Origin of the sequence: Amycolatopsis decaplanina DSM 44594 (genome assembly GCF_000342005.1) — a bacterium.
In the GTDB taxonomy this organism is placed as follows: Bacteria; Actinomycetota; Actinomycetes; order Mycobacteriales; family Pseudonocardiaceae; genus Amycolatopsis; species Amycolatopsis decaplanina.
Genome location: NZ_AOHO01000045.1, coordinates 224206 through 245500 on the forward strand (window position 1 = coordinate 224206; position 21295 = coordinate 245500).

22 protein-coding genes, 1 tRNA gene and 1 pseudogene are annotated in these 21295 nt (G+C 67.2%); 11 read left to right on the forward strand and 13 right to left on the reverse strand.

The genetic code is table 11. The annotated features are described in order from the left end of the window. Window positions 1-22 precede the first annotated feature (22 nt). Window positions 23-1129 (reverse strand): cytochrome P450, encoded by a 1107-nt coding sequence (locus H074_RS10740; protein ID WP_007030050.1) that lies wholly within the window; start codon window positions 1127-1129, stop codon window positions 23-25. An 87-nt stretch (window positions 1130-1216) separates the two neighbouring features. On the opposite strand from H074_RS10740, the gene H074_RS10745 reads away from it, so the two are divergent. The 3 genes from H074_RS10745 (at window position 1217) to H074_RS10755 (ending at window position 3115) form a co-directional block, all read left to right on the forward strand. Continuing rightward, entirely contained in the window at window positions 1217-1684 is a 468-nt protein-coding gene (locus H074_RS10745; protein ID WP_007030051.1) for a MarR family winged helix-turn-helix transcriptional regulator, read from the forward strand. Window positions 1685-1799: 115 nt separating this feature from the next. After that, window positions 1800-2396, forward strand: a complete 597-nt coding sequence (gene sigK, locus H074_RS10750) for an ECF RNA polymerase sigma factor SigK (protein ID WP_007030052.1) — start codon at window positions 1800-1802, stop codon at window positions 2394-2396. Then, window positions 2393-3115, forward strand: coding sequence for an anti-sigma factor (locus H074_RS10755; protein ID WP_007030053.1), 723 nt, complete (start codon window positions 2393-2395; stop codon window positions 3113-3115). Before sigK ends, H074_RS10755 begins: the two co-directional genes overlap by 4 nt. On the opposite strand, the gene H074_RS10760 is transcribed toward H074_RS10755, so the two are convergent. From H074_RS10760 to H074_RS10790, 7 genes are all read right to left on the reverse strand, one after another. Beyond that, on the reverse strand, window positions 3112-4047 hold the full coding sequence (locus tag H074_RS10760; RefSeq protein WP_007030054.1) for an SDR family NAD(P)-dependent oxidoreductase: 936 nt from the start codon (window positions 4045-4047) through the stop codon (window positions 3112-3114). The two genes, H074_RS10755 and H074_RS10760, sit on opposite strands and share 4 nt — an antisense overlap. Before the next feature lie 11 nt (window positions 4048-4058). After that, window positions 4059-4502, reverse strand: a complete 444-nt coding sequence (locus tag H074_RS10765) for an ATP-binding protein (protein WP_007030055.1) — start codon at window positions 4500-4502, stop codon at window positions 4059-4061. A gap of 69 nt (window positions 4503-4571) precedes the next feature. Then, entirely contained in the window at window positions 4572-5138 is a 567-nt protein-coding gene (locus tag H074_RS10770) for an alkaline shock response membrane anchor protein AmaP (RefSeq protein WP_007030056.1), read from the reverse strand. Beyond that, window positions 5135-5662, reverse strand: coding sequence for a DUF6286 domain-containing protein (locus tag H074_RS10775; protein WP_007030057.1), 528 nt, complete (start codon window positions 5660-5662; stop codon window positions 5135-5137). The genes H074_RS10770 and H074_RS10775 overlap by 4 nt, the downstream gene beginning before the upstream one ends. Beyond that, complete coding sequence (locus tag H074_RS10780; protein WP_007030058.1) at window positions 5659-6045, reverse strand: Asp23/Gls24 family envelope stress response protein; 387 nt, start codon at window positions 6043-6045, stop codon at window positions 5659-5661. The genes H074_RS10775 and H074_RS10780 overlap by 4 nt, the downstream gene beginning before the upstream one ends. A gap of 5 nt (window positions 6046-6050) precedes the next feature. Beyond that, window positions 6051-6227 (reverse strand): hypothetical protein, encoded by a 177-nt coding sequence (locus tag H074_RS40955; RefSeq protein ID WP_005154991.1) that lies wholly within the window; start codon window positions 6225-6227, stop codon window positions 6051-6053. Window positions 6228-6268: 41 nt separating this feature from the next. Next, a complete protein-coding gene (locus tag H074_RS10790) occupies window positions 6269-6733 on the reverse strand; it encodes an Asp23/Gls24 family envelope stress response protein (RefSeq protein ID WP_007030059.1) in 465 nt (154 codons plus the stop codon). Window positions 6734-7078: 345 nt separating this feature from the next. Here H074_RS10790 and H074_RS10795 point away from each other — a divergent pair, with 345 nt between their 5' ends. Next, window positions 7079-8296: an alkaline phosphatase gene (locus tag H074_RS10795; RefSeq protein WP_039922141.1), complete on the forward strand. Its 1218-nt coding sequence runs from the start codon at window positions 7079-7081 to the stop codon at window positions 8294-8296. Between the two features lie 50 nt (window positions 8297-8346). Here the strand turns inward: H074_RS10795 and H074_RS10800 are convergent, their stop codons facing one another. Beyond that, window positions 8347-8958, reverse strand: coding sequence for an ANTAR domain-containing response regulator (locus tag H074_RS10800; RefSeq protein WP_005157321.1), 612 nt, complete (start codon window positions 8956-8958; stop codon window positions 8347-8349). Between the two features lie 173 nt (window positions 8959-9131). Between H074_RS10800 and H074_RS10805 the strand changes: the two genes are divergently transcribed. Together H074_RS10805 and H074_RS10810 are read left to right on the forward strand one after the other, a co-directional pair. After that, window positions 9132-9205: transfer RNA gene (locus H074_RS10805), tRNA-Leu, on the forward strand. Between the two features lie 140 nt (window positions 9206-9345). Next, a pseudogene (locus H074_RS10810) lies at window positions 9346-9528 on the forward strand (SulP family inorganic anion transporter); the annotation flags it as partial. 238 nt (window positions 9529-9766) lie between these two features. On the opposite strand, the gene fxsT reads toward H074_RS10810, so the two are convergent. The 3 genes from fxsT to H074_RS10825 all read right to left on the reverse strand — a co-directional run bounded on the left by fxsT (window position 9767) and on the right by H074_RS10825 (window position 15452). Then, window positions 9767-12331 carry an FxSxx-COOH system tetratricopeptide repeat protein gene (gene fxsT / locus H074_RS10815; RefSeq protein WP_007030062.1) on the reverse strand — a complete coding sequence of 855 codons (2565 nt, stop codon included), beginning with the start codon at window positions 12329-12331 and terminating at the stop codon, window positions 9767-9769. Window positions 12332-13231: 900 nt separating this feature from the next. Then, window positions 13232-14878: an ArnT family glycosyltransferase gene (locus H074_RS10820; RefSeq protein WP_083920400.1), complete on the reverse strand. Its 1647-nt coding sequence runs from the start codon at window positions 14876-14878 to the stop codon at window positions 13232-13234. A gap of 220 nt (window positions 14879-15098) precedes the next feature. After that, complete coding sequence (locus tag H074_RS10825) at window positions 15099-15452, reverse strand: PaaX family transcriptional regulator C-terminal domain-containing protein (RefSeq protein WP_007030064.1); 354 nt, start codon at window positions 15450-15452, stop codon at window positions 15099-15101. Between the two features lie 428 nt (window positions 15453-15880). Between H074_RS10825 and H074_RS10830 the strand changes: the two genes are divergently transcribed. The 5 genes from H074_RS10830 (at window position 15881) to H074_RS10850 (ending at window position 20654) form a co-directional block, all read left to right on the forward strand. Next, complete coding sequence (locus tag H074_RS10830) at window positions 15881-17863, forward strand: HEAT repeat domain-containing protein (protein WP_007030065.1); 1983 nt, start codon at window positions 15881-15883, stop codon at window positions 17861-17863. A 132-nt stretch (window positions 17864-17995) separates the two neighbouring features. Further along, window positions 17996-18550 carry an SMI1/KNR4 family protein gene (locus tag H074_RS10835; RefSeq protein ID WP_007030066.1) on the forward strand — a complete coding sequence of 185 codons (555 nt, stop codon included), beginning with the start codon at window positions 17996-17998 and terminating at the stop codon, window positions 18548-18550. Between the two features lie 186 nt (window positions 18551-18736). Beyond that, window positions 18737-19159 carry a hypothetical protein gene (locus tag H074_RS10840; protein WP_235096726.1) on the forward strand — a complete coding sequence of 141 codons (423 nt, stop codon included), beginning with the start codon at window positions 18737-18739 and terminating at the stop codon, window positions 19157-19159. Window positions 19160-19193: 34 nt separating this feature from the next. After that, window positions 19194-19739: an SMI1/KNR4 family protein gene (locus H074_RS40200; protein ID WP_152521383.1), complete on the forward strand. Its 546-nt coding sequence runs from the start codon at window positions 19194-19196 to the stop codon at window positions 19737-19739. A gap of 651 nt (window positions 19740-20390) precedes the next feature. Continuing rightward, window positions 20391-20654 carry a metal-sensitive transcriptional regulator gene (locus H074_RS10850; RefSeq protein WP_007030069.1) on the forward strand — a complete coding sequence of 88 codons (264 nt, stop codon included), beginning with the start codon at window positions 20391-20393 and terminating at the stop codon, window positions 20652-20654. 210 nt (window positions 20655-20864) lie between these two features. Here the strand turns inward: H074_RS10850 and H074_RS40960 are convergent, their stop codons facing one another. Beyond that, window positions 20865-21026 (reverse strand): hypothetical protein, encoded by a 162-nt coding sequence (locus H074_RS40960; RefSeq protein WP_007030070.1) that lies wholly within the window; start codon window positions 21024-21026, stop codon window positions 20865-20867. Between the last annotated feature and the right edge of the window lie 269 nt (window positions 21027-21295).

Consider the following 21295-nt stretch of genomic DNA (forward strand, 5'->3'; position numbering starts at 1 on the left):
GGCCCTCTTTCGACCGCGCTGGTCAGCCGTGCAACAGCACCGGCAGGTTCGTGAGCCGCGTCCCCTGGATGCCGCCGAGGAACGTTTGCCGGAGTCCGGTGTAGGGCACGGCGAGCCGGGCTTCGGGGAAGTCCGTGCGCAGAACCGTCGCCACCGCCCGCAGTTCGAGCTGCGCGAGCTGGGCGCCGACGCAGAAGTGCGGTCCCGCGCCGAAAGTCAGGTCCGGACCCGGTTTCCTGGCCGGGTCCGTGTTGATGCCCTGGATGTCGACGAGCACCGGGGCCCCGGCGGGGAGCCGGATCCCGGCGAGGTCGATCTCCGAGGTCGTGAACCGCCAGAGCGTGAACGGTGCGGGCGGGTGTACCCGGAGGGTTTCACGGACGAGGTCGTTCTCGGCTGTCTTGTCCCCGTTCAGGAGCCGCGAGATCAGGAAGCCGATCGAGGCGTCGGTGGTCAGCTGCCCGGCGAAGATCAACGCGAACAGGTGATACCGCAGGTCCTTTTCGGACGTCTCGGGCGGGAGACTGTCGCGCAATTCCGTCGCGAGCCCCTTCCGGTTCGGTGTCAGTCCCGCGGCGGCGAGGTCCGCGATCGCGGCGATGGCCTTGCCCTGGGCGCCCGGCTCGGGGTCGGACATGCGGCGGCAGGCGTCCACGGCGGCGTCGAGCAGGTGGAGCGGGATGCCGAGCAGGTCGAGCAGCACCGTCAGCGGGAAACGGGTGGAGAACCCGTCCATGAGGTCGACGGTTCCGCCGCCGAGATCCGTCAGCAGTGCACGCGCGATCCGGTGGATCCGGTCTGATTGCGCCTGGATCCGTTTGGCGCTCAGAAGCGGTGCGTGTGCTCGCCGCAATCGTGTGTGGCCGGGGCCGTCCAGCGTGGTGAGGGAAGGCTGTTCGGCGGCGGTCTGTTCGAGCCCGGTCCAGTCTTCGGGGGCCAGCGCGGGATCCTTGGCGAAGCGCGGGTCCGACAGGACCTCGCGGGCCAGCTTCTCCTCGGTGACGATCCACGCGCTTCCGCCCGCAGGGGCGGCCACTTCGACGAGGGGACCGGCGGCTCGCAGCGCGGGACGGACAGGGTCGGGTTCGGTGATACCGCGGGTCGTCGCGGCGAACGGATCGGGAAGCACGAGAACTCCTTCATGGGAAAGTAGCTTCACTATGAAGGTATATTCGCGGCCGGTAGGTTTGTCAAAGCACGGATCCGAGGAGGGGTGATGGAGGACGATGTCGCGGCACGGAGCGCGTCGCTGCTGGACGGCCTCCGGAGCTTCGGGGCGAACTACACCGAGTTCACCCGGCGGTTCGCGGACTGGCTCGGCCTGCACGCCACCGACGCCGCGGCGCTGGTGGAGATCCTCTACGCCGAAGACACCGGCTCGCCGTTGTCCCCGGCCCGGCTCGGCGAACGCATCGCGCTGACCTCCGGCGCGACCACGAACCTGCTGAACCGCCTGGAGAACCTCGGCTACGTGGTGCGGACCAGGGAGAACGCCGACCGGCGGGTGGTGACCCTGCGCAGCGGCCCGGACATCCAGGGACCCGCGCGGGAGTTCTTCGGGCCGTTCAGCGCCGGGCTCGCGGCACTGGTGGCGGAGTATCCCGCGGAGGAGATCGAACGGTTCGAAGCCTTTCTCCGGCATCTACGGTCCACAATGGACAAGGTGCTCGAAGAACAGGGGTGAGCCCGTTCGAGTGTTCCCACCCACCCGACCAGTCCGCGAGGCCCACGGCGCCGAATCATTCCCGGACGCCATGGAAACCGCGTAGCCGGGCGTCGGGTGAGGTGGAGGCAGCTTGATGGTCGAGGGTGTTCGGACGAGTCCGCGCGGAAGCGATGGCACCGGAACGGAGCCCGCCGAGGCGAGCTTGATGCAACGGGTCGCGGCCGGCGACGAACAGGCGTTCGCAGACCTGTACGACGTCGTGGCGGGACCGGTGTGGGGAGTGGTGAACAGGGTCGTCCGCAACGGCACGTTCGCCGAGGAAGTCACCCAAGAGGTCCTGGTGGAGGTGTGGCGGACGGCGGCGCGGTTCAAACCGGGCAAGGGGAGCACGCTGGCCTGGGTGCTCACCATCGCGCACCGGCGGGCGGTGGACAGGGTGCGTTCGCATCAGGCCGCGCTCGACCGGGACGACCGCGCGGGCAGGCTCGATTTCCGGCGTCCGTTCGACGAGGTCGCCGAGTCGACGATCAGCAACCTGGAGCAGCAACGGGTGCGCCAGTGCCTGTCCGCGCTGACCGACCTGCAACGGGAATCGGTGGTGCTGGCCTATTACAACGGATACACCTACCCGGAGGTCGCGGAAGTGCTCGACACCGCGCCCGGCACGGTGAAGACCCGCATCCGCGACGGCCTGATCCGGTTGCGTGACTGCTTGGGGGTGGGGCAATGACAGCGGAACTGCACACATTGACCGGGGCTTACGCCGTGGACGGCGTCCCCGCCGAAGAGGCCGCGGCGTTCAAACGGCACCTGCGGGGTTGTCCCGCGTGCCGGCAGGAGGTCCGGGAACTGCGGGAGACCGCGGCGCGGCTGGGGGCGGCGCTCTCCACCGCACCGCCGCCGAGGCTGCGGGAAGCGACGCTCACGCAGGTCGCCCACACCCGTCAGTGGCCTCCGCTGGTCGCCGCCGTACGGCGAGCTCAGCCCGCGAAAAGGCCGCCCGTTCGGGCAGCCCTGTGGGGTGCCGCGGCGGCCGCCGTCGGCGCGCTGGTGTTCGGTCTGGTCACCACGACCACCGATCCGGGAAACGATCCCGCGCAACAGCAGCTCGCCTCGGTGAACGCGGTGCTCACCGCGCCCGACGCCTCGACGGTCAAGGGCGCCGAACGCGGGACGACCACGGTCGTGACCTCGCGCAGCCAGGGCAAGATCGTCGTGCTGGCGGGCGACCTCCCTCCGTTGGCGCCCGGCAAGGCGTATCAGGTCTGGCTCATCGGGGCGAGCGGCGTGCATTCGGCGGGCCTGCTCGCGCACGACGGTCCGCACCGGACCCGCCCGGTCCTCGTGGATCTGCCGGGCGGGATCGACCGGGTCGGCATCACCGCGGAACCCGCCGGAGGCTCGCCTGCCCCGACCGTTCCGGCGGTCGTCATGGTGAACCTCGTCTAGAGACCGGTCAGCCGCTCGCAGGCCTGCCAGAGTTCCCGGCGCTGCGCGGCGGTTTCCCGGGTCTTGCCGAGGTAGTGCGTCGGGCGCTGGACGCGGTCGTGCCAGAACATCCCGTTGTACCGGGCCGGTTCCTCGGCCGCGGCGAGCCAGACGAAGGTGTCCGCGCCTTGCTCGGGGTTCCGCAGGATCGGCCGCGTCAGCTTCTGGAACGTCGGAAGGGAGGTCGCGACACCGGGTGTGTCGGCCCAGCCGGGATGGGCGCTGTGCACGGTGATCCCGGAGCCGTCCAGCTCGTCCGCCCAGAGTTCGGCGAGCACCACCTGCATCCGTTTGGTGCGCGCGTATCCGGCGGCGGGTTTGTAGCCGCCTTCGCGGTACTGAAGGTCGTCTGTACGCAGAGGCTGGCCGTACATGCCACCGGAGCTGACCCAGATCACCCTCGCGCCGTCGGCGAGTTTCGGCCGTAGCGACGCGGTGAGCAGATGCGGCCCGAGCACGTGGGTGGCCAGCATGACTTCGTTGCCCTCGGCCGTTTCCGTGCGTTCCGCGGGCATGACGCCGGCGTTGTGCACGAGGATGTCGACCTTGCCGTCGAGGTCTTTGGCGTAGTCACGCACGGATGAGGTCAGGCTGACGTCGCACTGGTCGACGACGATCCGCGAGCCGGGGACGGCGCGCTCGATCTCGGCGCGGGCCGCGTCGCCGTCGCCGCGGATCGCGATGCGGACGGTCGCGCCCAGCTTCGCCAGCCCGATGGCCGTCGCCTTGCCCAGACCCGCCTTCGCGCCGGTGACCACGGCGACCTTGCCCGCCAGCGCGTCCGGCACGGGATCGTCGGACCACCACCGCCGGCGCAGGAAGTGCCCGATGCTGCTGTACCCGAGCAGGGTCCGGTCGAGCACGGTGTCGGCGGCTCGGGTCACGGTGGACATGCGAGTGCTCCTCAACGGTCGTAGGGCGGCTGGGCGGGAACCAACGCCCACACCGTCTTCCCGGTCCGCTCGGTCCGGAAACCCCAGTCGAGGGTGAGCTGGCCGATCAGGCGGAGCCCGTAACGCGCGGAAGCGGGTGCGGAACGCAACCCTTCCAGATCCGGGTCGTCGTCGAAGACCTCGACCATGAAACCGCGGACGTGCCGGACGACGCGCAGTTCACCCGGCCCGTCCGCGTGCCGGTACGCGTTGCTCACCAGCTCGTCGACCACCAGCAGCAGGGCACCGAGCGGTTCGTCCTGGCTCCGGCCGAAGCCGAGTTGGTCGGCGACCACGGACCGGACACGGCGTAAGTCGGGGCGGTTCCGCAGGTCGACGGTGACCTCCGCGGCGCCGGCGACCCGGCGGCACAGTCGGTCGAGTTCCGCTTCCAGCTCCGCCTGACCACCGCTCATCGCGCCCAGCTCCCCTCGCCGACACACCTCTCACGAGGTGTTCGGAGCCGAGGGGAGCGCGGACGGGTGTCAGTGAATGCGCGGACCGGTCTTGGCGGAGAAGCGGAACTCGATGGTCATCGGAAGCTCGCCGAGATCCAGCGCCTGACGCAGTCTCGGCAGGCCTTCCTCGGTGATCCGCTCGCGGATGGCGGCCAGATCGCCGTCCTGTTCGGCGCTCAGAACCACGGCCAGCACCGGCGCGTCCTGGGAGCCGCCGAGCGTGGCGTGCGCGGCGTGGACGCCGGGATAGGTCGCGATCTCCGCCGTGAACGGTTCCACCGCGGTGCTCGGGGCCAGCGCGGTCTGGCCTGTTTCCTGCTCGAAGCGCCAGGTGCGGGACTTGGGTTTGCGGACGGGCTGCGCGATGAGCCAGCGCAGCGCCAGCAGTCCGACGACCAGCGCGCCCCCGGCGACGACGTACCAGACCCATCCGGGTGGCATGGCCGTGCCGGGTACGAGTGTGGCGCCGGGGTCGAGCGGCGGGATCTTGCCGAAATGGGTGCCGACGGCGAACACGCCACCGGCGAGCAGCACGAGCCCGGTCAGCACCAGCAGGGTGCGGTTCAGCCGGGCGGGACGGTTGAGGTCGGTCATGACGCGCTCCTGGTGGCCTTGACCCGGACCCGCACGGCCGGGACGGTGGCGGGACCGATCTGGGCGAGGCGGTGCTCGATGGCGGAGCGGACCGCGTCGGCGAGTCCGGCGGTGTTCGTCCGCCCGGTGGTCACCACCGAGACGATCCTGCGCCGCTTCACCTTCAGTTTCGCCGCCGAGACACCGTCCACAGTGGACGCGGCGGTACGCAGCGTCGAGCGGTAGCTGCGCCGGGACGCGCCGGAGTCAGGACCCCCTTCGAGCGGCAGCACGGTCGGCCTTCCCGGGACGATCGCGCTCAGGAGGAGCAGCAGGCCGAGCAACGCGACCCCACCGCCGGCGATCGCCGGGAGCGGATCACTCCATCGGGTGTCGTGCAGCGCGGACGCGATGGTGTCGTAGCTGATCCAGGGCTTCTCGCCGATGATCGTCTGGACCGCGACGGCGGCGGCCAGGACACACCCGGCGAGCACCACGAGGGCGACGAGCACGGCCGGAACGCTGCGGCGGGGGCGCCGTTTCATCGGACCCTCCTCGTTTCGGTCTCCGCGGAATGCAGGGCCGTGACGGTGATGTCGACCCGCGCGACGGTCAGGCCCGAGAGTTCGCCGACGCGGCGGATCAGATGCTCTCGCGCGGTCTCGGTGGTGGCGCGGACCGAAAGCGGATACTTCACCGAGAGCCGGACGTCCAAAGTGGCCGTCGAACCGGTGACGTGCGCGCTCACCTTGGCGCCCTGATCGAGGTCTTCACCGCCGACCGCGATCCCGAGTACCCGGGAGGCGGCGCCGCCGACGCCGTCGAGTTCGGTGATCGCCTGCGTGGCGATCCGCTCGACGGCGCCGCCGGCCACGGTCAGCCCGCCGCGCCCGTCCGTTCCGGGCGCGGCGGCGGTCATGGTCGTCATGGCGATCAGCCCCTGTCGCGGCCGGCCAGGGCCGAAAGGTCGAGCTTGCCGTCGAGGAACCGGCCGACCAGCAGGCCGAGGACGGCCAGCACGAGCACGACGAGGAAGGCGCCGAAGCCGCCGAACGCGCCGGCCACGCCGAGCACGAGACCGGTCAACAGGCCGAGATGGGTGGCGTTCATGAACGTTCTCCTTGCTGTAGGGCGCGGACCGGCGCCGGTGGTCACTGGACGCGGGTGGATTCGGTGCTCTCGCCGGCGTCGTCGTCGCCCGGGATGTGGACGTCGGAAACGTTGATGTTGACCTCGACGACCTCGAGTCCGGTCATCTGCTCGACAGCGCCGATCACGTTGCGGCGCACGGACTTCGCGAGATCCGCGATCGCGACGCCGTATTCGACGACGATCTGCAGGTCGACCGCGGCCTGGCGCTCGCCGACCTCGACCGAGACACCCTGCCCGGCGGACGCGGTGGCGCCCGGGATGCGCTCGCGGAGCGCGTTGAACGCCCGCACGGCGCCGCCGCCCAGCGCGTGGACGCCGGTGATCTCACGGGTCGCGAGGCCCGCGACCTTCTGCACGACGGTGTCGGCGATCGTGGTGACGCCCTGGGTCGACACGAGTGCGCTGTTCTCGGCGGGGGCGGTGGAGTTCGAGTTCGGCTTGGCGGTGGTGGCGGTGTTCGTCATCGCGATCTCCTCGGTTCGGATTCCGTTGCCTGCGGCGGAAGTTCTTCACTTCCACACTCCATAGACCCAGCCGCGCGGAGATCGTCACGACCCGATCGTGTGGTCTGGGTCTCATCGTTCGTGGGTATGTCTTTCGGTCTGATCTTTCGTGGCCGATGAAGGCGCGGACTTTCAGCCTGTCGGTCGCGCTGGTCGCCGGATGTACGACGTCGCAAGGAAGCCGGGCCCCGGTGACCAAAGTGGACGAATCGGGACACGAGGTGGCGGCGACCCGTTCGGGGCAGTGGCCCCTGGTCTTCACGCGACTTCTCTGTTAGGAAAGGTTCCTAACTAATGGGAGGCGATGTGCGCGGACGTGGTCTGGCGGCGACGACGGTTCTGGTGGTCCTGTGCGGTGGCTCGGCCGCCGTCGCGGACCCGACGATGGCGGATTCCGGGGCGCGGGCGGCGCGCAACATCATCTACATCCAGGGTGACGGCCTCGGTCTCGGCCAGCGGGACCTGCTCCGGCTGGCACTCAAGGGCAAGAACGGCAGGCTCGCGATGGACGGGCTCGCGGCCACCGGTCTCGTGCGGACGTCGTCGGACGACCCCGACGAGATCGTCACCGATTCGGCCGCGGCGGCCACCGCCCTCGCGACCGGGCACAAGACGCGCAACGGCGCCGTCGGGATGGACGCCCACGGGCGTCCGCTGGAGACGATCCTCGAACGGGCGAAACGGGCGGGGAAGTCGACCGGCCTGGTCACCACCGCGCAGGTGACAGGCGCGTCGCCGGCGGCCTTCGCGGCGCACGTGCCCAGCCGGGACTCGCAAAGCGACATCGCGAAGCAGTACATCGAGAACAGCCGTCCCGACGTCCTGCTCGGCGGTGGTGAGGACTGGTGGTACCCGAAGGGGAACCCCGGGCTCTGGCCGGACAAACCGGGGGAGGAGAGCCGCAGCCCCTACGGCAACCTGGTCGAACGCGCGCAACGAACGGGCTACACCTACGTACGCGACGGCGACGAACTGCGGAACACGCGGGCGAACCGGATCCTCGGCCTGTTCGCGAACGAGGACATGGTCGACTACGGCCCGGACGGCGTCGGGAAGTACGCGCCGCGGGTGCCGCTCCAGCAGATGGCGCGCAAAGCGCTGGACACACTGTCGAAGAACCCGCGCGGCTTCTTCCTCTTCCTGGAGGAGGAAGGAACCGACGGGATGTCGCACGAGAACAACGCGCACGGCGTGATCGACGCGGGCCGCGCTCTCGACGCCACCGTCGCCGAGGTCATGCGGTTCGTCCGCACTCACCCCGGCACGCTGGTGATCATCGGCGGCGACCACGAGACCGGCGGGTTGAGCATCGAGAACCACGACGCCTCCGACACCGGCCCTGACCAGGACGGTCCCTTCGATGTACCGGGCTCGAAGCTCCAGTTCACTGTGGACTGGACGACACACGACCACACCGGCGCCGACACCCCGGTCACCGCCGAAGGACCCGGCTCCACCCGGCTGGGCGGCACGGTCGAGAACACCGACGTCCACTGGGTGATGCGGGAGGCAAGCGGCCTCTGAGCCGGAAAAGGCCACCTCCTGCGACGGAGGTCGCCTCGACGGGGCTTTGGTCAGCCGATGCTCTCGACGACGGCCTCGGCGACCGCCTTCATCGTGGTCCGGCGGTCCATCGCGGTGCGCTGTATCCACCGGAACGCGTCCGGCTCGGTGAGCCCCTGACGGCTCATCAGCAGCCCCTTGGCGCGGTCGATGACCTTACGCGTCTCGAGCCGGTCCGTGAGGCCCGCGACCTCGGACTCGAGGGCCTGGAGTTCGGCGAACCGGCTCACGGCCAGCTCGATGGCGGGCACCAGGTCGCGCTTGGCGAACGGCTTGACCAGGTACGCCATCGTGCCCGCGTCCCTGGCCCGCTCGACGAGGTCGCGCTGACTGAACGCGGTCAGGATGACGACCGGCGCGATCCGGTCGCCAGTGATCTTGGAGGCGGCCTCGATACCGTCGAGCTTCGGCATCTTGACGTCGAGAATCACCAGGTCAGGCTTCAACTCGGTGGCCAGGTTGATGGCCTGCTCGCCATCACCGGCCTCGCCGACCACCTCGTAGCCCTCTTCGCGGAGCATCTCGACGAGGTCCAAACGGATGAGGGCCTCGTCTTCGGCCACGAGCACCCGCCGCTGGGGTGCGGCGACGGCACCATTGGCCTCGGCAGCCTGCTCGGTCACCGGGGTCCTCCTGAAGGTCGTCGGGCAGTTCGGCTCGCGGGCTGTCCGCGAACCTGAAGCCTACCGGGAACGATCCAGTCGGCTAGATGGCGTTCACCACGTCAGACGGTCGTCACACTCCCGGGCCCGGCGGAAGGCGCGCTCCCGCGATCCCGTAAAGTTCTCCAGGCACCGCCCCCGTAGCCCAACTGGCAGAGGCAACGGATTCAAAACCCGTCCAGTGTGAGTTCGAATCTCACCGGGGGCACTCGCAGGATGCACATTCGTTCCCACCTGCGCAGCTTTGCTGCGAAGCGGTTCGCCGATGGAAGTGATCAAGGCTGGATCGGCTGGCAGGGTTGCCCATGTGAGGTCGTCTGTCTGTGTCGAGTCTTGTCTCAGAAGACGTTGCGTCTGCGTGTTTCAGGTCCTTCGTGGTCGTCGCCCAAGGTCGGCTGCACAGAGATCCTCGCCGACCTGGTGATCGTCCTCGCGCTGATCCCGGCGGCGATCTCCTGCTCCGTCATCGCCGGTGTCGATCCCAGCGTCGGGCTGTTCGCGTCGTACACCATGGCGGTCGTGATCTCGATACCACAGTCATTCTGGGGGCCTGCGTGGCAGAACTCGATGTGGTTCTTCCTCACTCTGAGGCCGCTGAAATGTTCGCAGTAGCTGTGCTGACGGGGGCTGTTCGGTTACCGCCTGGCCGACACCGGGGCTACCAGCCGAACGGCGAAAGCTTGCCATTGGCTGAGTAGGTGGCCCCGTCGGAATCGTCGTCCGGGAGCCGCCAATCCGGTACGGGTACCACTGAAGGAGGTTTGAGCTGTCAGATGCTTCCGCAGCACTGGCGGATGACGTCCTCGGTCAGCGGCCCGCCCGGTCGGTGCATTACCACCTCCCGCAGTTCGGTGGAGCGCGCCGTACTTTGAAGGTTCTCTGGGAAGGTTTCGGAGCACCACAACGGTTCGATGATTCCTCGTACGCAAGCTGGATCTCTCTGCAACACGTCGGCGACCGCGGGCCAGCGATGCCGCAGGATCGTCCACAGGGCGAGAGAGTCGATGTCGACCGCGACACCTTCCAGTGTCCGGACGGCTCGCAGGATCGTGTAGTTGTTGAGGAAGAGTTTGATACTACGGGGGTTCGGCGGCAGCAGCGGAGCGAACTTGCGGAGGATGTGTTCGCGCTGGGTACGGACAGCACTGCCCGTCAACGCCTGGGTGGCATCGACGGCCACGGCGTCGCGGAGCTCAGGGCTCATCGCTGCGAGAGTGCCGACGACGGCTTGTTCGTCGCTACCGGCATCGCTGATGCGTTCCTTCGCTTCTTCGACGTCACGCCATCTCACAGCGTCGGGTTTGCCCGGCCGGAGGAGCTTGCCGAGAAACCGTTGTTGTGCGGTGGCGCTCAAGGCGGGCATCGGCACTGTGAGCTGGAAAAGCTTGTCCAGGAACTGGTAGCCGAGCGAATCGGTCGGACCGTACTCGGCGTCATAGGCTCTGCGCAGCCAAGTACCGTCGGCGGCGATGACGAAGTACGCTGCGGACGGCTGCGTCCCAGTTGGGTCGTGCATTCGTGGCGCGTCCCGGACCAGGGTCTGGATCGCTTCCAGCAATTCGACCACCTGGGCATCCTTGCAGCGGTCGAGGTCGTCGATCAGGAACACCACCGGTTTGCGTGATCGGCGTAGGAGCCAGTCGAAGTGTTCGGTGACTCTGCCCATCGGGTTGGTGTCCGACTGCTCGAACAGCCGGGCACCGCGAACCGACCCCCACAGCAGCATCCGTGCGGCGAACCTGGCTCCTGCCCACAGGAAGCCGATCGCGGTGATGACCGGCGCGGTGACCTTGAGGACCTCCGAGAACTGCCCCGCTCCGCCGATTCCCGCCCTGACGGCCAGCGCCAAACCGCCGGCAATGACCACGAGCATGATTAACGCCAGCAGGTAGGGTGCACCTGATCGGCGGGCCCGCTCCGCTGTTTCGGCAAGGCGGAAGCAAACTCGTCGTAGCCACTTGCTGTCCGCCACTACGTGTCTGCGCAGAGTTGTGAGAAGCGACCACCATGGAGGCGACAACCGTGACTGCTGCCAGGCGTCGTGCCGGACGACCAGGTATCCGCCTTCGGTCAGCCTTCGCCCGAGAAAGTTCATCAGGGTGCTTTTACCCGACCCCCAAGCGCCGTCCAGGTGGATCAGCAGCGATGATCGCGGTTCCCGCGCCCGGGTTTCGTCGAGCCGTCGAGCCAGAACGGCGGCCAGCGCGTCCCGTTTGAGCAGGTCGACCTCGGCCGGGGTGTCGGTGGACCATTCGACTTCGACCGCGACCCGGTCTTCCAGTACGTCGGCCATCCGGCCGAACTGATCGGCGGTGTCTTCGTCGAGGCGCTGTTGCACGGCCTCGCGGACAAGCCGGTGCATTTGCAGTGTCCCGTTGCGGTGGTCGATCTTGAGCATCGAGTACCGGTTGATTTCGCGCAAGGCGCGGCCCTGGGCGATCGGATCGGTGAGCACACGTTCGAGAGCGGGAGCAACCTCGATGGTCGGCACGAGCTTGAGATCCGCTCGGCTGACCCATGTGGACTCGAAGAACGACAGCAGTCCCAGGAGCGCCGCGGCGCCGGGATGTCTGTCGGCCAAGGTCTGCAACGGAATACTCCAGAACGCGGCGAGATCGGCGTGGGCACTCCTATCTGCCGACAGCAGCTCTTGGACCGCGTTTTCCAACATGGGCAGGTACGTCTCGGGAGTGTCACCGGTGACCGCCATCCACGCCGCCGCTTGCTCCACCGCCAAAGGCAGATCACCCACCGCTGCAGCGACCCGGTGGGCCTCATCGTCGGTCAGAGCGGGGTGTCGCTTGGTGATAAGCCGCACGCTCTCCTGTCTCGTGAAGACATCGACCGGGAAGTCGTTGGCCGGCGGGTCCGGGTTCCGCGAGGTGACCAAGAATCTACCTCTGGACCCGCCCGGGATGTAGGGGGAGATGTCCGCAAAGCTCGACGCACCGTCGAAAATCAGGAGCCACCGGTGCACCGGCGTACCGGCTGACAGGGAATGGACCGCCGACTCGGCGTCACTGCCCACTGCCAGTGTGCGGGCGAGTTCGGCGAATGATGCCCGCAGCGAACCGACGTCCGATGCTGAGATCCACCAGACCAGTTCATAATCGTGAGAGTGGCGATACACGTACTCGAGAACGAGCTGTGTCTTGCCGATCCCGCCCATGCCGGTCACGTAGAGCCCACGTCGTGTTCCACGGGACAACAGGGCTTCCATGCGGTCCAACTCGGCCTCGCGCCCTACGAAGAACGGGTTCCTGGCCGGGGCTCCGGTCCAGAACCGTGGCAGGTTGAACTGCGATCCGGCCGTGCCGCCATCCTTTGTCGTCACAGCCCACCCATCTGATCCGGCAAAGTCCACCTGCAGACCAGGGTTACAGGAAGGCCTCGGGAACACCACGACGACTCCACGAGGCTCACATGAGCCGCCTCTCTCCACCGCATTCGTCACACCTCACCGCTCGAACTTCCAGACCGATACTTCAAGAGTCGACCATAATGGCGGAGACATTACCGGCCAGGCCGTCTCCGATAGGCGGGAGATGCGAAACGGGGACCCGACGAGATTGCATACCGCCTATCTCCACGATGTCTCTGTCTAGGTGTAGCTCTTGGGGACGTCCAGGGGGCAGGTTCGTCTCGTTGCCGGCCAGGTCGGGTGGCGAAAATGTATAAATTTTGACAATAAGCATCGTTCCTGTGTCGGTCGCGCGTGCTGGCGAATTAATCGGCAAAACTTGATGATCGGTGCCCGGTAAGAGAATGTCCTTGAAAGAAATTCTCTTAACCTGCACTGATTTCATGGTTGTTACGTTCGCCGATGGCGCCATCGGTGGCACACCTTGAATCATCAAATCCGGTTGACGCATCATCGGGCTTTAGAGATTGCCGCATCAAAGGCAAACCATCGGAATCCCGCGTGGAGGGTGATAATCGAGTGGGATATACGTAATCCCGTGGTGGGGTTGCTGCGCATTGCTCACCTCGCTCCGCCACGGCCTGTCAGTGATCGGTGAGGTGTTAACCGGGCTGAAGCGTGCAGGGTTCCTCGGGCAGTCCTTCTTGTCGAGCGCAGCCAGCTTCACGTGAGCTGCATTGAGGCTTGCGGCGACGCGCATCGGCTACATGTTCACTGTCTGGATGTTGGAGGGCTGCCAGCAAAGCGGCAGCCGGTGACGATGCGGCGAAGACCCGCCGTCGCCGGCCGCTCCGTGTGTTCCGGGAGCCCGGCTCACCCACCCGCCCCGTTGGCCGGGGTGGGCGGCGCGGCGGGAATCCGGCCCGACTCCGGGCCGGCATTGGCGTCGAAGGACATGCCGGAGTAATCGGGGTCCAGCACGGAGATCGCGTACGTGGCGGGCGCGGCCACCACGGCCGCGACCCCGACGGCGAGCCCGGCGGTGACCAGGCGGGGCGAGGTGGTCTTGACCACGCGCACCAGGACCAGTGCGACGACAGCGGCCACGCCCAGCGCGAGCGCACCCCACTTCGCCCACGGCAGGAAATTCGGGTAGTGCGACCACAGCCACGCAGCCCAAGCCACCTCGGCCGCCACCGCGAGTGGCAACAGCCAAGCCTGCTTGGCGCCCTCCCGGTAGGCCCGCCAGAACAGCACGATGCCCAGGGCGGAGAGCGCAGCGACCGCTGGCGTGAGCGAGGCCACGTACGCGGTGTGCGGGACATCGGCGACGCTGAAGACCAGACCGAAGGTCAGCAGCCACACCCCCCACATCACCAGTCCGCCGCGCACCGGATCGGTGCGCTCGGCCCCGCGCCGCCACCACAGTCCGCATAACAGGGCAAGCAGCGCGAGCGGGTAGAGCCAGCCGACCGCGACGGCGAGGTGGCCGTCGAACAACTTGGCCCAGCCCTTCTGGACCGGCCTGCTCGTCGCTTTCGTCGGGTCCTCCTCGGTGTTTCCCCGCTTGGCGGGGAGGATGTCACGCTGCCCGGCCAGCTGCTGCGGGTCGATCGCGCCGCCGTTGTTGTCGAACTTCCTGGCGCCGGGCAGCTGAATGCCCAGGTGCCCGAGGCCGTTGTAGCCGAACACCATGGCGAAGGCGCTGTTGTTCGTACTGCCGTCGACGTAGGGCCGGGCACTGGCCGGGGTGAAGGTGTACAGCGCGATCCATGACAGCGACACCGCCAACGTCACCGCACCGGCGACCACCACGTGCTTCACCCGGCGACGCAACCCGGCCGGCGCGCTCAGCAGGTAACCGATCGCCAACGCAGGCAAGACCATCCACGCCTGCAGCATCTTCGCCTGGAAGCCCAGCCCCACCCAGACCCCGGCCCACACCAGCGACCGCAACCGCCCCTCCAGCACCGCCCGCTGATAGGCGTCGACAGCCAGCACCAGGCACATCACCAGCGCACCGTCCTCCATGCTGTGCCCGAACATCGACGCGGCAACCGGAGTCAACGCGAAGATCCCGGCCGCCAGCAGACCGGGCACCACACCGGCCCAGCGCCGCACCACCCGGTACATCACCAGCACCGAGATCACGCCCTCGATCACCTGCGGCAACGCCAGCGACCAGGCATGGAACCCGAAGATCTTCGCCGAGACCACCTGCGGCACGAACGAACCGGCCAGCTTGTCCAAAGTGGACGTCGCATCCGCGTCCACGGCCCCGAACAGGAACGCCTTCCAGCTCCCGGACATGCTCTTCACGGCGTCCGAATACAGCGGCGCGAAGTCCACCACCGGCAGATTCCACGCGTACAGCACCGCTGCCACCGCCGCGATGCCCAGCAACACCGGCCGGGCCCAGCGCGGCTGACCGGCCGGCGAACGCCACACCGCCCAGCGAGGGGACCTGCTTTCGGACACGACGTCCTGGGACAACGGAAGACGGGCAAGCGTTCCGGACACTCCGATACCTCCAGGCGCGAGCAAACCGGCCGAGTCATTTCAGTGCTTTCCCCAGTGCGCGAATTCGCCCCCCGCACGCGCGCTACGGCCGGAGCTGTCGCAGACTCCGACGTTATCCACGAATGGTCGCCACCCATACCGCCGATCGGATTCGCAAGCCCGCCGGACATGCGATAAGCAGAGCCACCATTTCGGGCGGGGTGCGGGGCACGCCCGGTGCTCAGCTCCCGGCGACAGGATCGGCGGAGCCGGAAACCGCCAGCACTTCCCGCAGGTCTTCGGCCATTTTCGCGGCGGCATCGCGGAAGTTCTCGTCGCGCTTCCGGAACAGGCGCTCGGCACGGGCGGCGGGCCGGCCGTCCGGCAGGTGCTCGGCCGGGAGGTGCGGATCCCGGCGGATGACGTGCAGCCAGTCGGTGTGCAACATCAGGCGCCGCGTGAAGTCGTCCGGCGACGGCGCGACCCATCTCACCAGGAAATCGAGGTAACGCGCGCGAATTCGTTCGGTATCGAAGGCCTTGCGGACCAGTTCCGCGGATCCCGTCGGCTTCGCGGAGCGCGTAGTCTCAGGCACGCGCGGAGCTTGGTTACGGAACCGTCGAGGTTCGAGCGGCGTCGCCCGGTGGATCTGTGGTTGCCAAACGGATGTGCAGCGGGAGTTCAGTCAGCAGCAGGTGCGCTGCCGAGTGACAGTCACGTCGTCTCCGATTGGGCTCCGTTGCCGACGTAGAGCTCGACACGGGTCGGCGCACGATGGCACTCGTCCCCGGCTAAGACTGGCGTTGACCTGCACGAACTGACAGTATTTGATACTGAAGGCCAGTAGGTGACATGGCTGAGCTGGGGACTTTTAATCCGGGGGAATCTGTGGGCATCGACGTGGCGATTCGCGTGCTGTGCTCGGTTTCCTCTGGTTGATCGAGGCAGCGGAGGCGGTCATGCTCGTGTGAACCCTGTGAGGCGCCCGTTTCGTGGCGGGGTTCGCTTGCCTAGAGTTGAGGCATGGGGGACCCCTTGGACGATGTGGACTGGTCGCGGCTCGAGCACAATTACGGCAATGCGTCGGATGTCCCGGGGTTGCTCCGCGGCTGCGCGAGCCCGGATGCGAAGACGGCGTCGGACTCGCTTTCCGACCTGTCGAACAAGCTTTTCCATCAAGGGGGATGGGTGTGCTCGGCGGCGTCGGCCGCGTTGCCCGGTCTGGTCGATCTCGCCGGTGATCCGGCCGTCCATGGACGGCCGGAGGTGGTTGAGCTGATCAGCTGGCTGGCGGGTGAAGCGGTCGAGGTTTCCGAGCGGTTCGTCGACCCTGGTTGGCGGCCCGCGCTGGACAGGGTGAGACCACGACTGGTTGCTTTGCTGGACGACGCGGATCCGGCCGTGCGGCGGGCGGCGATCTCGCTCGTCGCGGACGGTATCCGTCATCCCGAGTCGGTCGCGATGCTGCGCCGTCGGTGGACGGTGGAGACTGATCGCACGATCCGGATCGATCTCTTGTGCGCGTTGGGTGCCGTGTTCGCCTGGTCGGAGGACGAGGTATTAGGCGAGTGCCTGCGCACGCTGTTGACTGATGATGACCCACTGACCGGGCTGGCCGCCGTGCACGCTCTGGCCGCGTCCGATCCCGCGGTCGCGACGGACAAGGTCGACCTGCTGATATCGGGGGTGTTGAACGCCGATACCGTGCAGTACCGGGATTCCGAGTGGATCGGCCACAGCCCGGCGGCCCTCGTCCACAAGACCGGGAGTTTGTTGCTCGGCGACCCGGTCGCGGCCACCGCGTTCGCTCGCGGCGTCGCTCGCTCCGGTGACGCGGCCAAGCGAGTCGCCGCGCTCAGGCATGTCCAGCAGGTGCTGTCCCAGTGGCGTACCACCACCGAAGAGTTGCTGCCGCTGCTGGCCGCGCACCTCGACGACGAATCACCCGAAGCGCGTTACCGGGCGGCTGCCCTGCTGGCCTGCGTGGGCGAACTAGGAGCGCCGTATGCCGAGCAGTTGGTCGCCCGCACCACCGATCACGCGGTGCGGGACTCTCGTACTGCGACGACCGTGGGCGACGCCGCGGTGTGGGCACTGGCCAGGCAGCATCATCCAGGCTGTGTACCGGGCCTGGTGAAACGGCTGTCCGGCAGCAGCCTCGGGTTCAGCCACGCGGGCTCCTACTACGACAGGGCTATGCCGATAGTGGAGCAGCCGGGGATCGGCGAGGTGCTGATCCCGTTGTGTGGACACGTCGATGCACTTCTGGACGCGGTCATCGCCCGGCTGGTCAAAGCCCGCCGCGACGCCATTCTCGCGTTGAACCTGTGCCAGGTGATCGCAGCCTGGGGGCCGAGCGCGGCCGCCGCCTTACCCGTCGTGATCCGATTCCTTGACGACGACAAGGTGCGACCCGCGGCCGCGAAAGCGATCGGGGCCATGGGGCCCGCCGCTGTCGGCGCGGCGGACGCGTTGCGTCGCCACGCGAGCGAGCCGGCCGTGGCATGGGCACTGTGGCGCACCGGTGCCGATCCCGATACGGCCGTCGCCGTGCTGACAGATCATGTCGCCCGGCCCGGCCTCTGGCACACGACGATCGCTCTCCTGGCCGACCTCGGTCCACAAGCTGCCTCGTGCGTTGACGACCTCCGTTCCTTGAGCCGTTCCGCCGACGACTGGACTCGCGCCGAAGCCGCCTACGCCTTGGCGCGGATCACCGGCGACCCGACCGAGCCTGTGACCATCCTGACCGACTTGGCCCACCCACTCGCCCACGGCGAATGCCTGCCTGTCCGAATCGCCGCGCTACGCCACCTCGCTGATCTCGAAGCGACCGATGATCGAGTGCGCGAGCTGGCACAGGCTGTAGTCGACAGCGAACGGCGGCTCGCCTGTTTCGGCGGATGGCGCACCTTCACCGAGGACGAACAGGCCTACACCGCCGCATCCACACTGCTGGTCGGCCAATCACCGGCCCTTGAGATGCAAGAGCAACCTCGCCGATAGCGATAATTGCCGACAGTATGGCTAAAGCTGCGGGCACCGGTGAGCAGAACACCCCTCAAAGCAACGCGTCCAAGACTCGATGCTGATAGTCGCGGGCAACACCACTCGTACCGACCAGCCCTGGGAAAGACGATGACACACGCTGACCCCTCTTCTCTCGTCGATGAGATCGCCGACCTCCTAGGCTGGCGGGAACAATTCACCCCCGAGCGGACCTGGGCCGCTGTGGAGCTGGATCTGGGCCTCGCACTGCCTTCGGACTACAAAGCGTTGCTCACAAAGTTCCCGGGAGGGGTGTTCCGGCAGATCGTGATCGACAGCCCGGTCGCTGACGATCAAGCATGGGCGGAGTACAAGAACGCCCTCGATGAACTGCTGCAGATCCTCGGGGACGAGGATCTCGAGTACCTCGACAATGTCGACTACCACCTCTACCCAGAGCCCGGGGGCCTGCTGCCGTGGGGAGCTGACGGCCAAGGCGGAACCTTCTGCTGGATCACCGATTCCAGCGACCGCGACCACTGGAGGATCGCCTACCACGACCAGAGCGCGGACCAATGGCGTGAGCACCCCGGCCCGGTCACCCAGCTCCTCTACGAGATCCTCACCAACACCGGGCAGGACAACCTGCTCCATTGGGACTTCACCGACCTGCCCGTGGAGTACATCCCCTTCTCCAACCGCTAGCTCTTCATCGGCTGTCCGAGATGGCGTAAGGGCTGGCCGCCGCCGCTGCTGCGGCGGTTGGGAACGTTTCGTGTGCCGGAAGGGGGCACCATGCCGGGGCGGGAACCTGGGCCCTTGCTGCGGACCGGCGATGACGGTGTCGATGACCGGTCCGCGACACGTCGATGCGGTGTACGGCGGTGTGTGGTGAGGGTGTCTGTCCCGGTGCTGGTGGTACTCGGCGCGCTGGGTGGAGTCGCGTTCATCCCCAAGGTGGCGAACCACGTCGGCTACGCCCTGCCGGGAGAGAAAGGTCTTCCGTACCGGGTCCACTACAACGGCAGGGATTACCGCAGCGACGTGACGTGCGCCGGCGCGCGATGGTGCGAAGACGATCGAACTCCTGAACAGCGAGTAAGGCCGTACTGCACGTCTCGTGCCGGGCTCGACCGTGCGAGGGGGAGCAGCGGTACACGGCTGGTGAAGGTCGACGACGTGTTCGCCCTGTTCGGACCTTCGCACCCCGTTTTCACAGCTGGAGCCCTCCCGGCGGGAGAGACAGTGACAACAGTCATCGTCGAGGCCTCCGCTGACTGCTACCTGACCTACACCCTGATGGGCGGCCCTTAGCCGAGTAGTGTCGGATACGTTGAAGGAGCTTGGAATGTTTATTGCTGACCCGCGCCTTGCGGTGGCTGCTATCGCCGCCGCACTTGATTGGGGTGGCGCCGCAACTCCTGAAGTGGATTGGGGTGTCGTCGAGCGGCGCCTAGGAACCTTGTTGCCTGGTGATTACAAGGAATTCATGGCCAGGTTCCCGTCGGGGATGTTCCGTAGCGTGATCAGATTTATAAACCCAACACAAACCAAAATGCATCTGAGGTCTTTTCAGCAAGACTTCGACCAGGCCCTGGCCAACGTGAGGACAGCCTGGGAATACGACTATGACACCTACCTGCCGTTTCCGGAACCTGGAGGGGTCATACCGTTCGCCTCCGACGACACAGGTGGCGTATTCTTCCGGCTACCGTGGACGCCTGACCCTGACAGGTGGCACGTGGTGTATCTGAGTCGGCATAGTCCCGACGATTGGACGAGAATGAAACGATCGATGACAGCGGTGATGCTCGAACTCGCGAAGAGTCAAGGCAAGAGAAATATTCTTGGCTGGGATATGTCTCGCTACGAGCGATCATTCCAACCTCATTAACCCGTAAGCTGCTGATTCGGATCGCGCCGACGTGCAGGAAGCAGTATCCCCACTGGTCGGCGGTGACGTCGCCTGAGCCGGGAGCGTTCCCTGTCGACGGTCATCGCAGGTTTGACGTGCGGTGCTCAAGCGCGCAGACGTGGCTTGCCGCGATTCTCGCGGAGATCACGTGGTTCTCACCGAAACTTCTTTCGAGCTTCTCGCAGGTCGGACGGCCTGACGGGGTCGGAGGGATGATCCAGGAGGGTACCGACTCCCAGGGGCGGCGCTCGCGGTGGACGTTCACCGACGTAACGCCGACCTCTTTCCATTGGCAGGGTTTCAGCGCTGCCCCTGATGGCGAGTTCGAGTTGTTCCAGGAAATGCGCGCGGCCCGCCGATAGTCCGACGGTGATGCCGACAGCGAGAAGGTCTTGCCTTCCCGTACTTCAGGCGATCTGAGCGGCGGACCGTGGTGGGGCTCGTGAGTGGTAAGGACGGTTCTAACCGTCCTTACCGCTCACGAGGCAGCCCGGTTTCGGGATCGTGGTGCTGGCCGGGGAAACGCAGAGCTGATCGGCAAGGTTCGGCAGCTCGGCATGGCGCAGGTGCGTGCCGAAGCCCGGTCGCGGTCGTGAACAGGTACCCTAGGGGGTACCTGAGGAGGTCGGCGTGGAGCTGAACGAAGACGTGGTCGCTGACGTGCGCAAGCGGCTGCGGCGGGCGCAGGGGCAGGTCGGCGGCCTGATCCAGATGATCGACGAGGGCCGCGAGTGCCGGGAGGTCATCATCCAGCTCGCCGCCGTGTCCCGGGCGCTGGACCGGGCCGGGTTCCGGTTGATCGCCAGCGGGCTGGAGCAGTGCCTGTCCGACGACTCGGAGCAGGGCGCCGCCGATCGTGAGCAACTGGAGAAGCTGTTCCTGACCCTGGCCTAAGGCGCGAGGCAGCCGGGCCGGGAGCGGAGGATCCGTCCGGCCCGCCGCAGGTGTTCGGCCAGTGCGGGTCGAAGCGGTACTCGGGCAGCAGCCGGTGGCCGTACTCGGCGAGTAGCGTGACGGCGTCTACAAGGCGGTCGCGGATGAAGTCTTCGACGAAGTCCGGGGCGCGGGAAGTGCGGCGCCGCAGGTCGTGTCACCACCCGGTGTTCAGCGGCGGCCGAACAGCCGCCACGGCTTCCGTTCGGGCTGCTCGGCGGAGCAGGAGCAGCGCTGGGCGGCGGGCACGTCGCCGAGTACCTGTTCGACGTGGTTGCCGCAGCCTCGGTAGGACGGCTTCCCGCACTTCGAGCAGACGATCCTTTGGCACATCCGGTTTCCTCCGCGAGTCGTGGGTCCTGGTTCTCCGTTCATCATACCCCTGGGGGTACCAAGTTCAGGGCGCCGGCGCCGTCCGAAGTGACCGCGCGCCCCGGACAGCGCCACCTTTGCCTTGCCCTCGATAAGTCCCCGGGTTTCGCACACCGGCGCCTCGATGCTGTGCGCGATCAAGAAAGCGAGGTGTGTCTCGTCATGCCTTCAGGGGTATCCACGGGGATGCCTCCGGGTACGCTATCCTGAAACCGGATACCCCCGGGGGT

Excerpts from the sequence above, each read along its gene's own strand:
- H074_RS10745 (WP_007030051.1), top strand. The coding sequence starts at position 1,217 with ATGGAGGACGATGTCGCGGCACGGAGCGCGTCGCTGCTGGACGGCCTC.
- sigK (WP_007030052.1), top strand. The coding sequence starts at position 1,800 with ATGGTCGAGGGTGTTCGGACGAGTCCGCGCGGAAGCGATGGCACCGGA.
- H074_RS10755 (WP_007030053.1), top strand. The coding sequence starts at position 2,393 with ATGACAGCGGAACTGCACACATTGACCGGGGCTTACGCCGTGGACGGC.
- H074_RS10760 (WP_007030054.1), bottom strand. The coding sequence starts at position 4,047 with ATGTCCACCGTGACCCGAGCCGCCGACACCGTGCTCGACCGGACCCTG.
- H074_RS10765 (WP_007030055.1), bottom strand. The coding sequence starts at position 4,502 with ATGAGCGGTGGTCAGGCGGAGCTGGAAGCGGAACTCGACCGACTGTGC.
- H074_RS10770 (WP_007030056.1), bottom strand. The coding sequence starts at position 5,138 with ATGACCGACCTCAACCGTCCCGCCCGGCTGAACCGCACCCTGCTGGTG.
- H074_RS10775 (WP_007030057.1), bottom strand. The coding sequence starts at position 5,662 with ATGAAACGGCGCCCCCGCCGCAGCGTTCCGGCCGTGCTCGTCGCCCTC.
- H074_RS10780 (WP_007030058.1), bottom strand. The coding sequence starts at position 6,045 with ATGACGACCATGACCGCCGCCGCGCCCGGAACGGACGGGCGCGGCGGG.
- H074_RS40955 (WP_005154991.1), bottom strand. The coding sequence starts at position 6,227 with ATGAACGCCACCCATCTCGGCCTGTTGACCGGTCTCGTGCTCGGCGTG.
- H074_RS10790 (WP_007030059.1), bottom strand. The coding sequence starts at position 6,733 with ATGACGAACACCGCCACCACCGCCAAGCCGAACTCGAACTCCACCGCC.
- H074_RS10830 (WP_007030065.1), top strand. The coding sequence starts at position 15,881 with ATGGGGGACCCCTTGGACGATGTGGACTGGTCGCGGCTCGAGCACAAT.
- H074_RS10835 (WP_007030066.1), top strand. The coding sequence starts at position 17,996 with ATGACACACGCTGACCCCTCTTCTCTCGTCGATGAGATCGCCGACCTC.
- H074_RS40200 (WP_152521383.1), top strand. The coding sequence starts at position 19,194 with ATGTTTATTGCTGACCCGCGCCTTGCGGTGGCTGCTATCGCCGCCGCA.
- H074_RS40960 (WP_007030070.1), bottom strand. The coding sequence starts at position 21,026 with ATGTGCCAAAGGATCGTCTGCTCGAAGTGCGGGAAGCCGTCCTACCGA.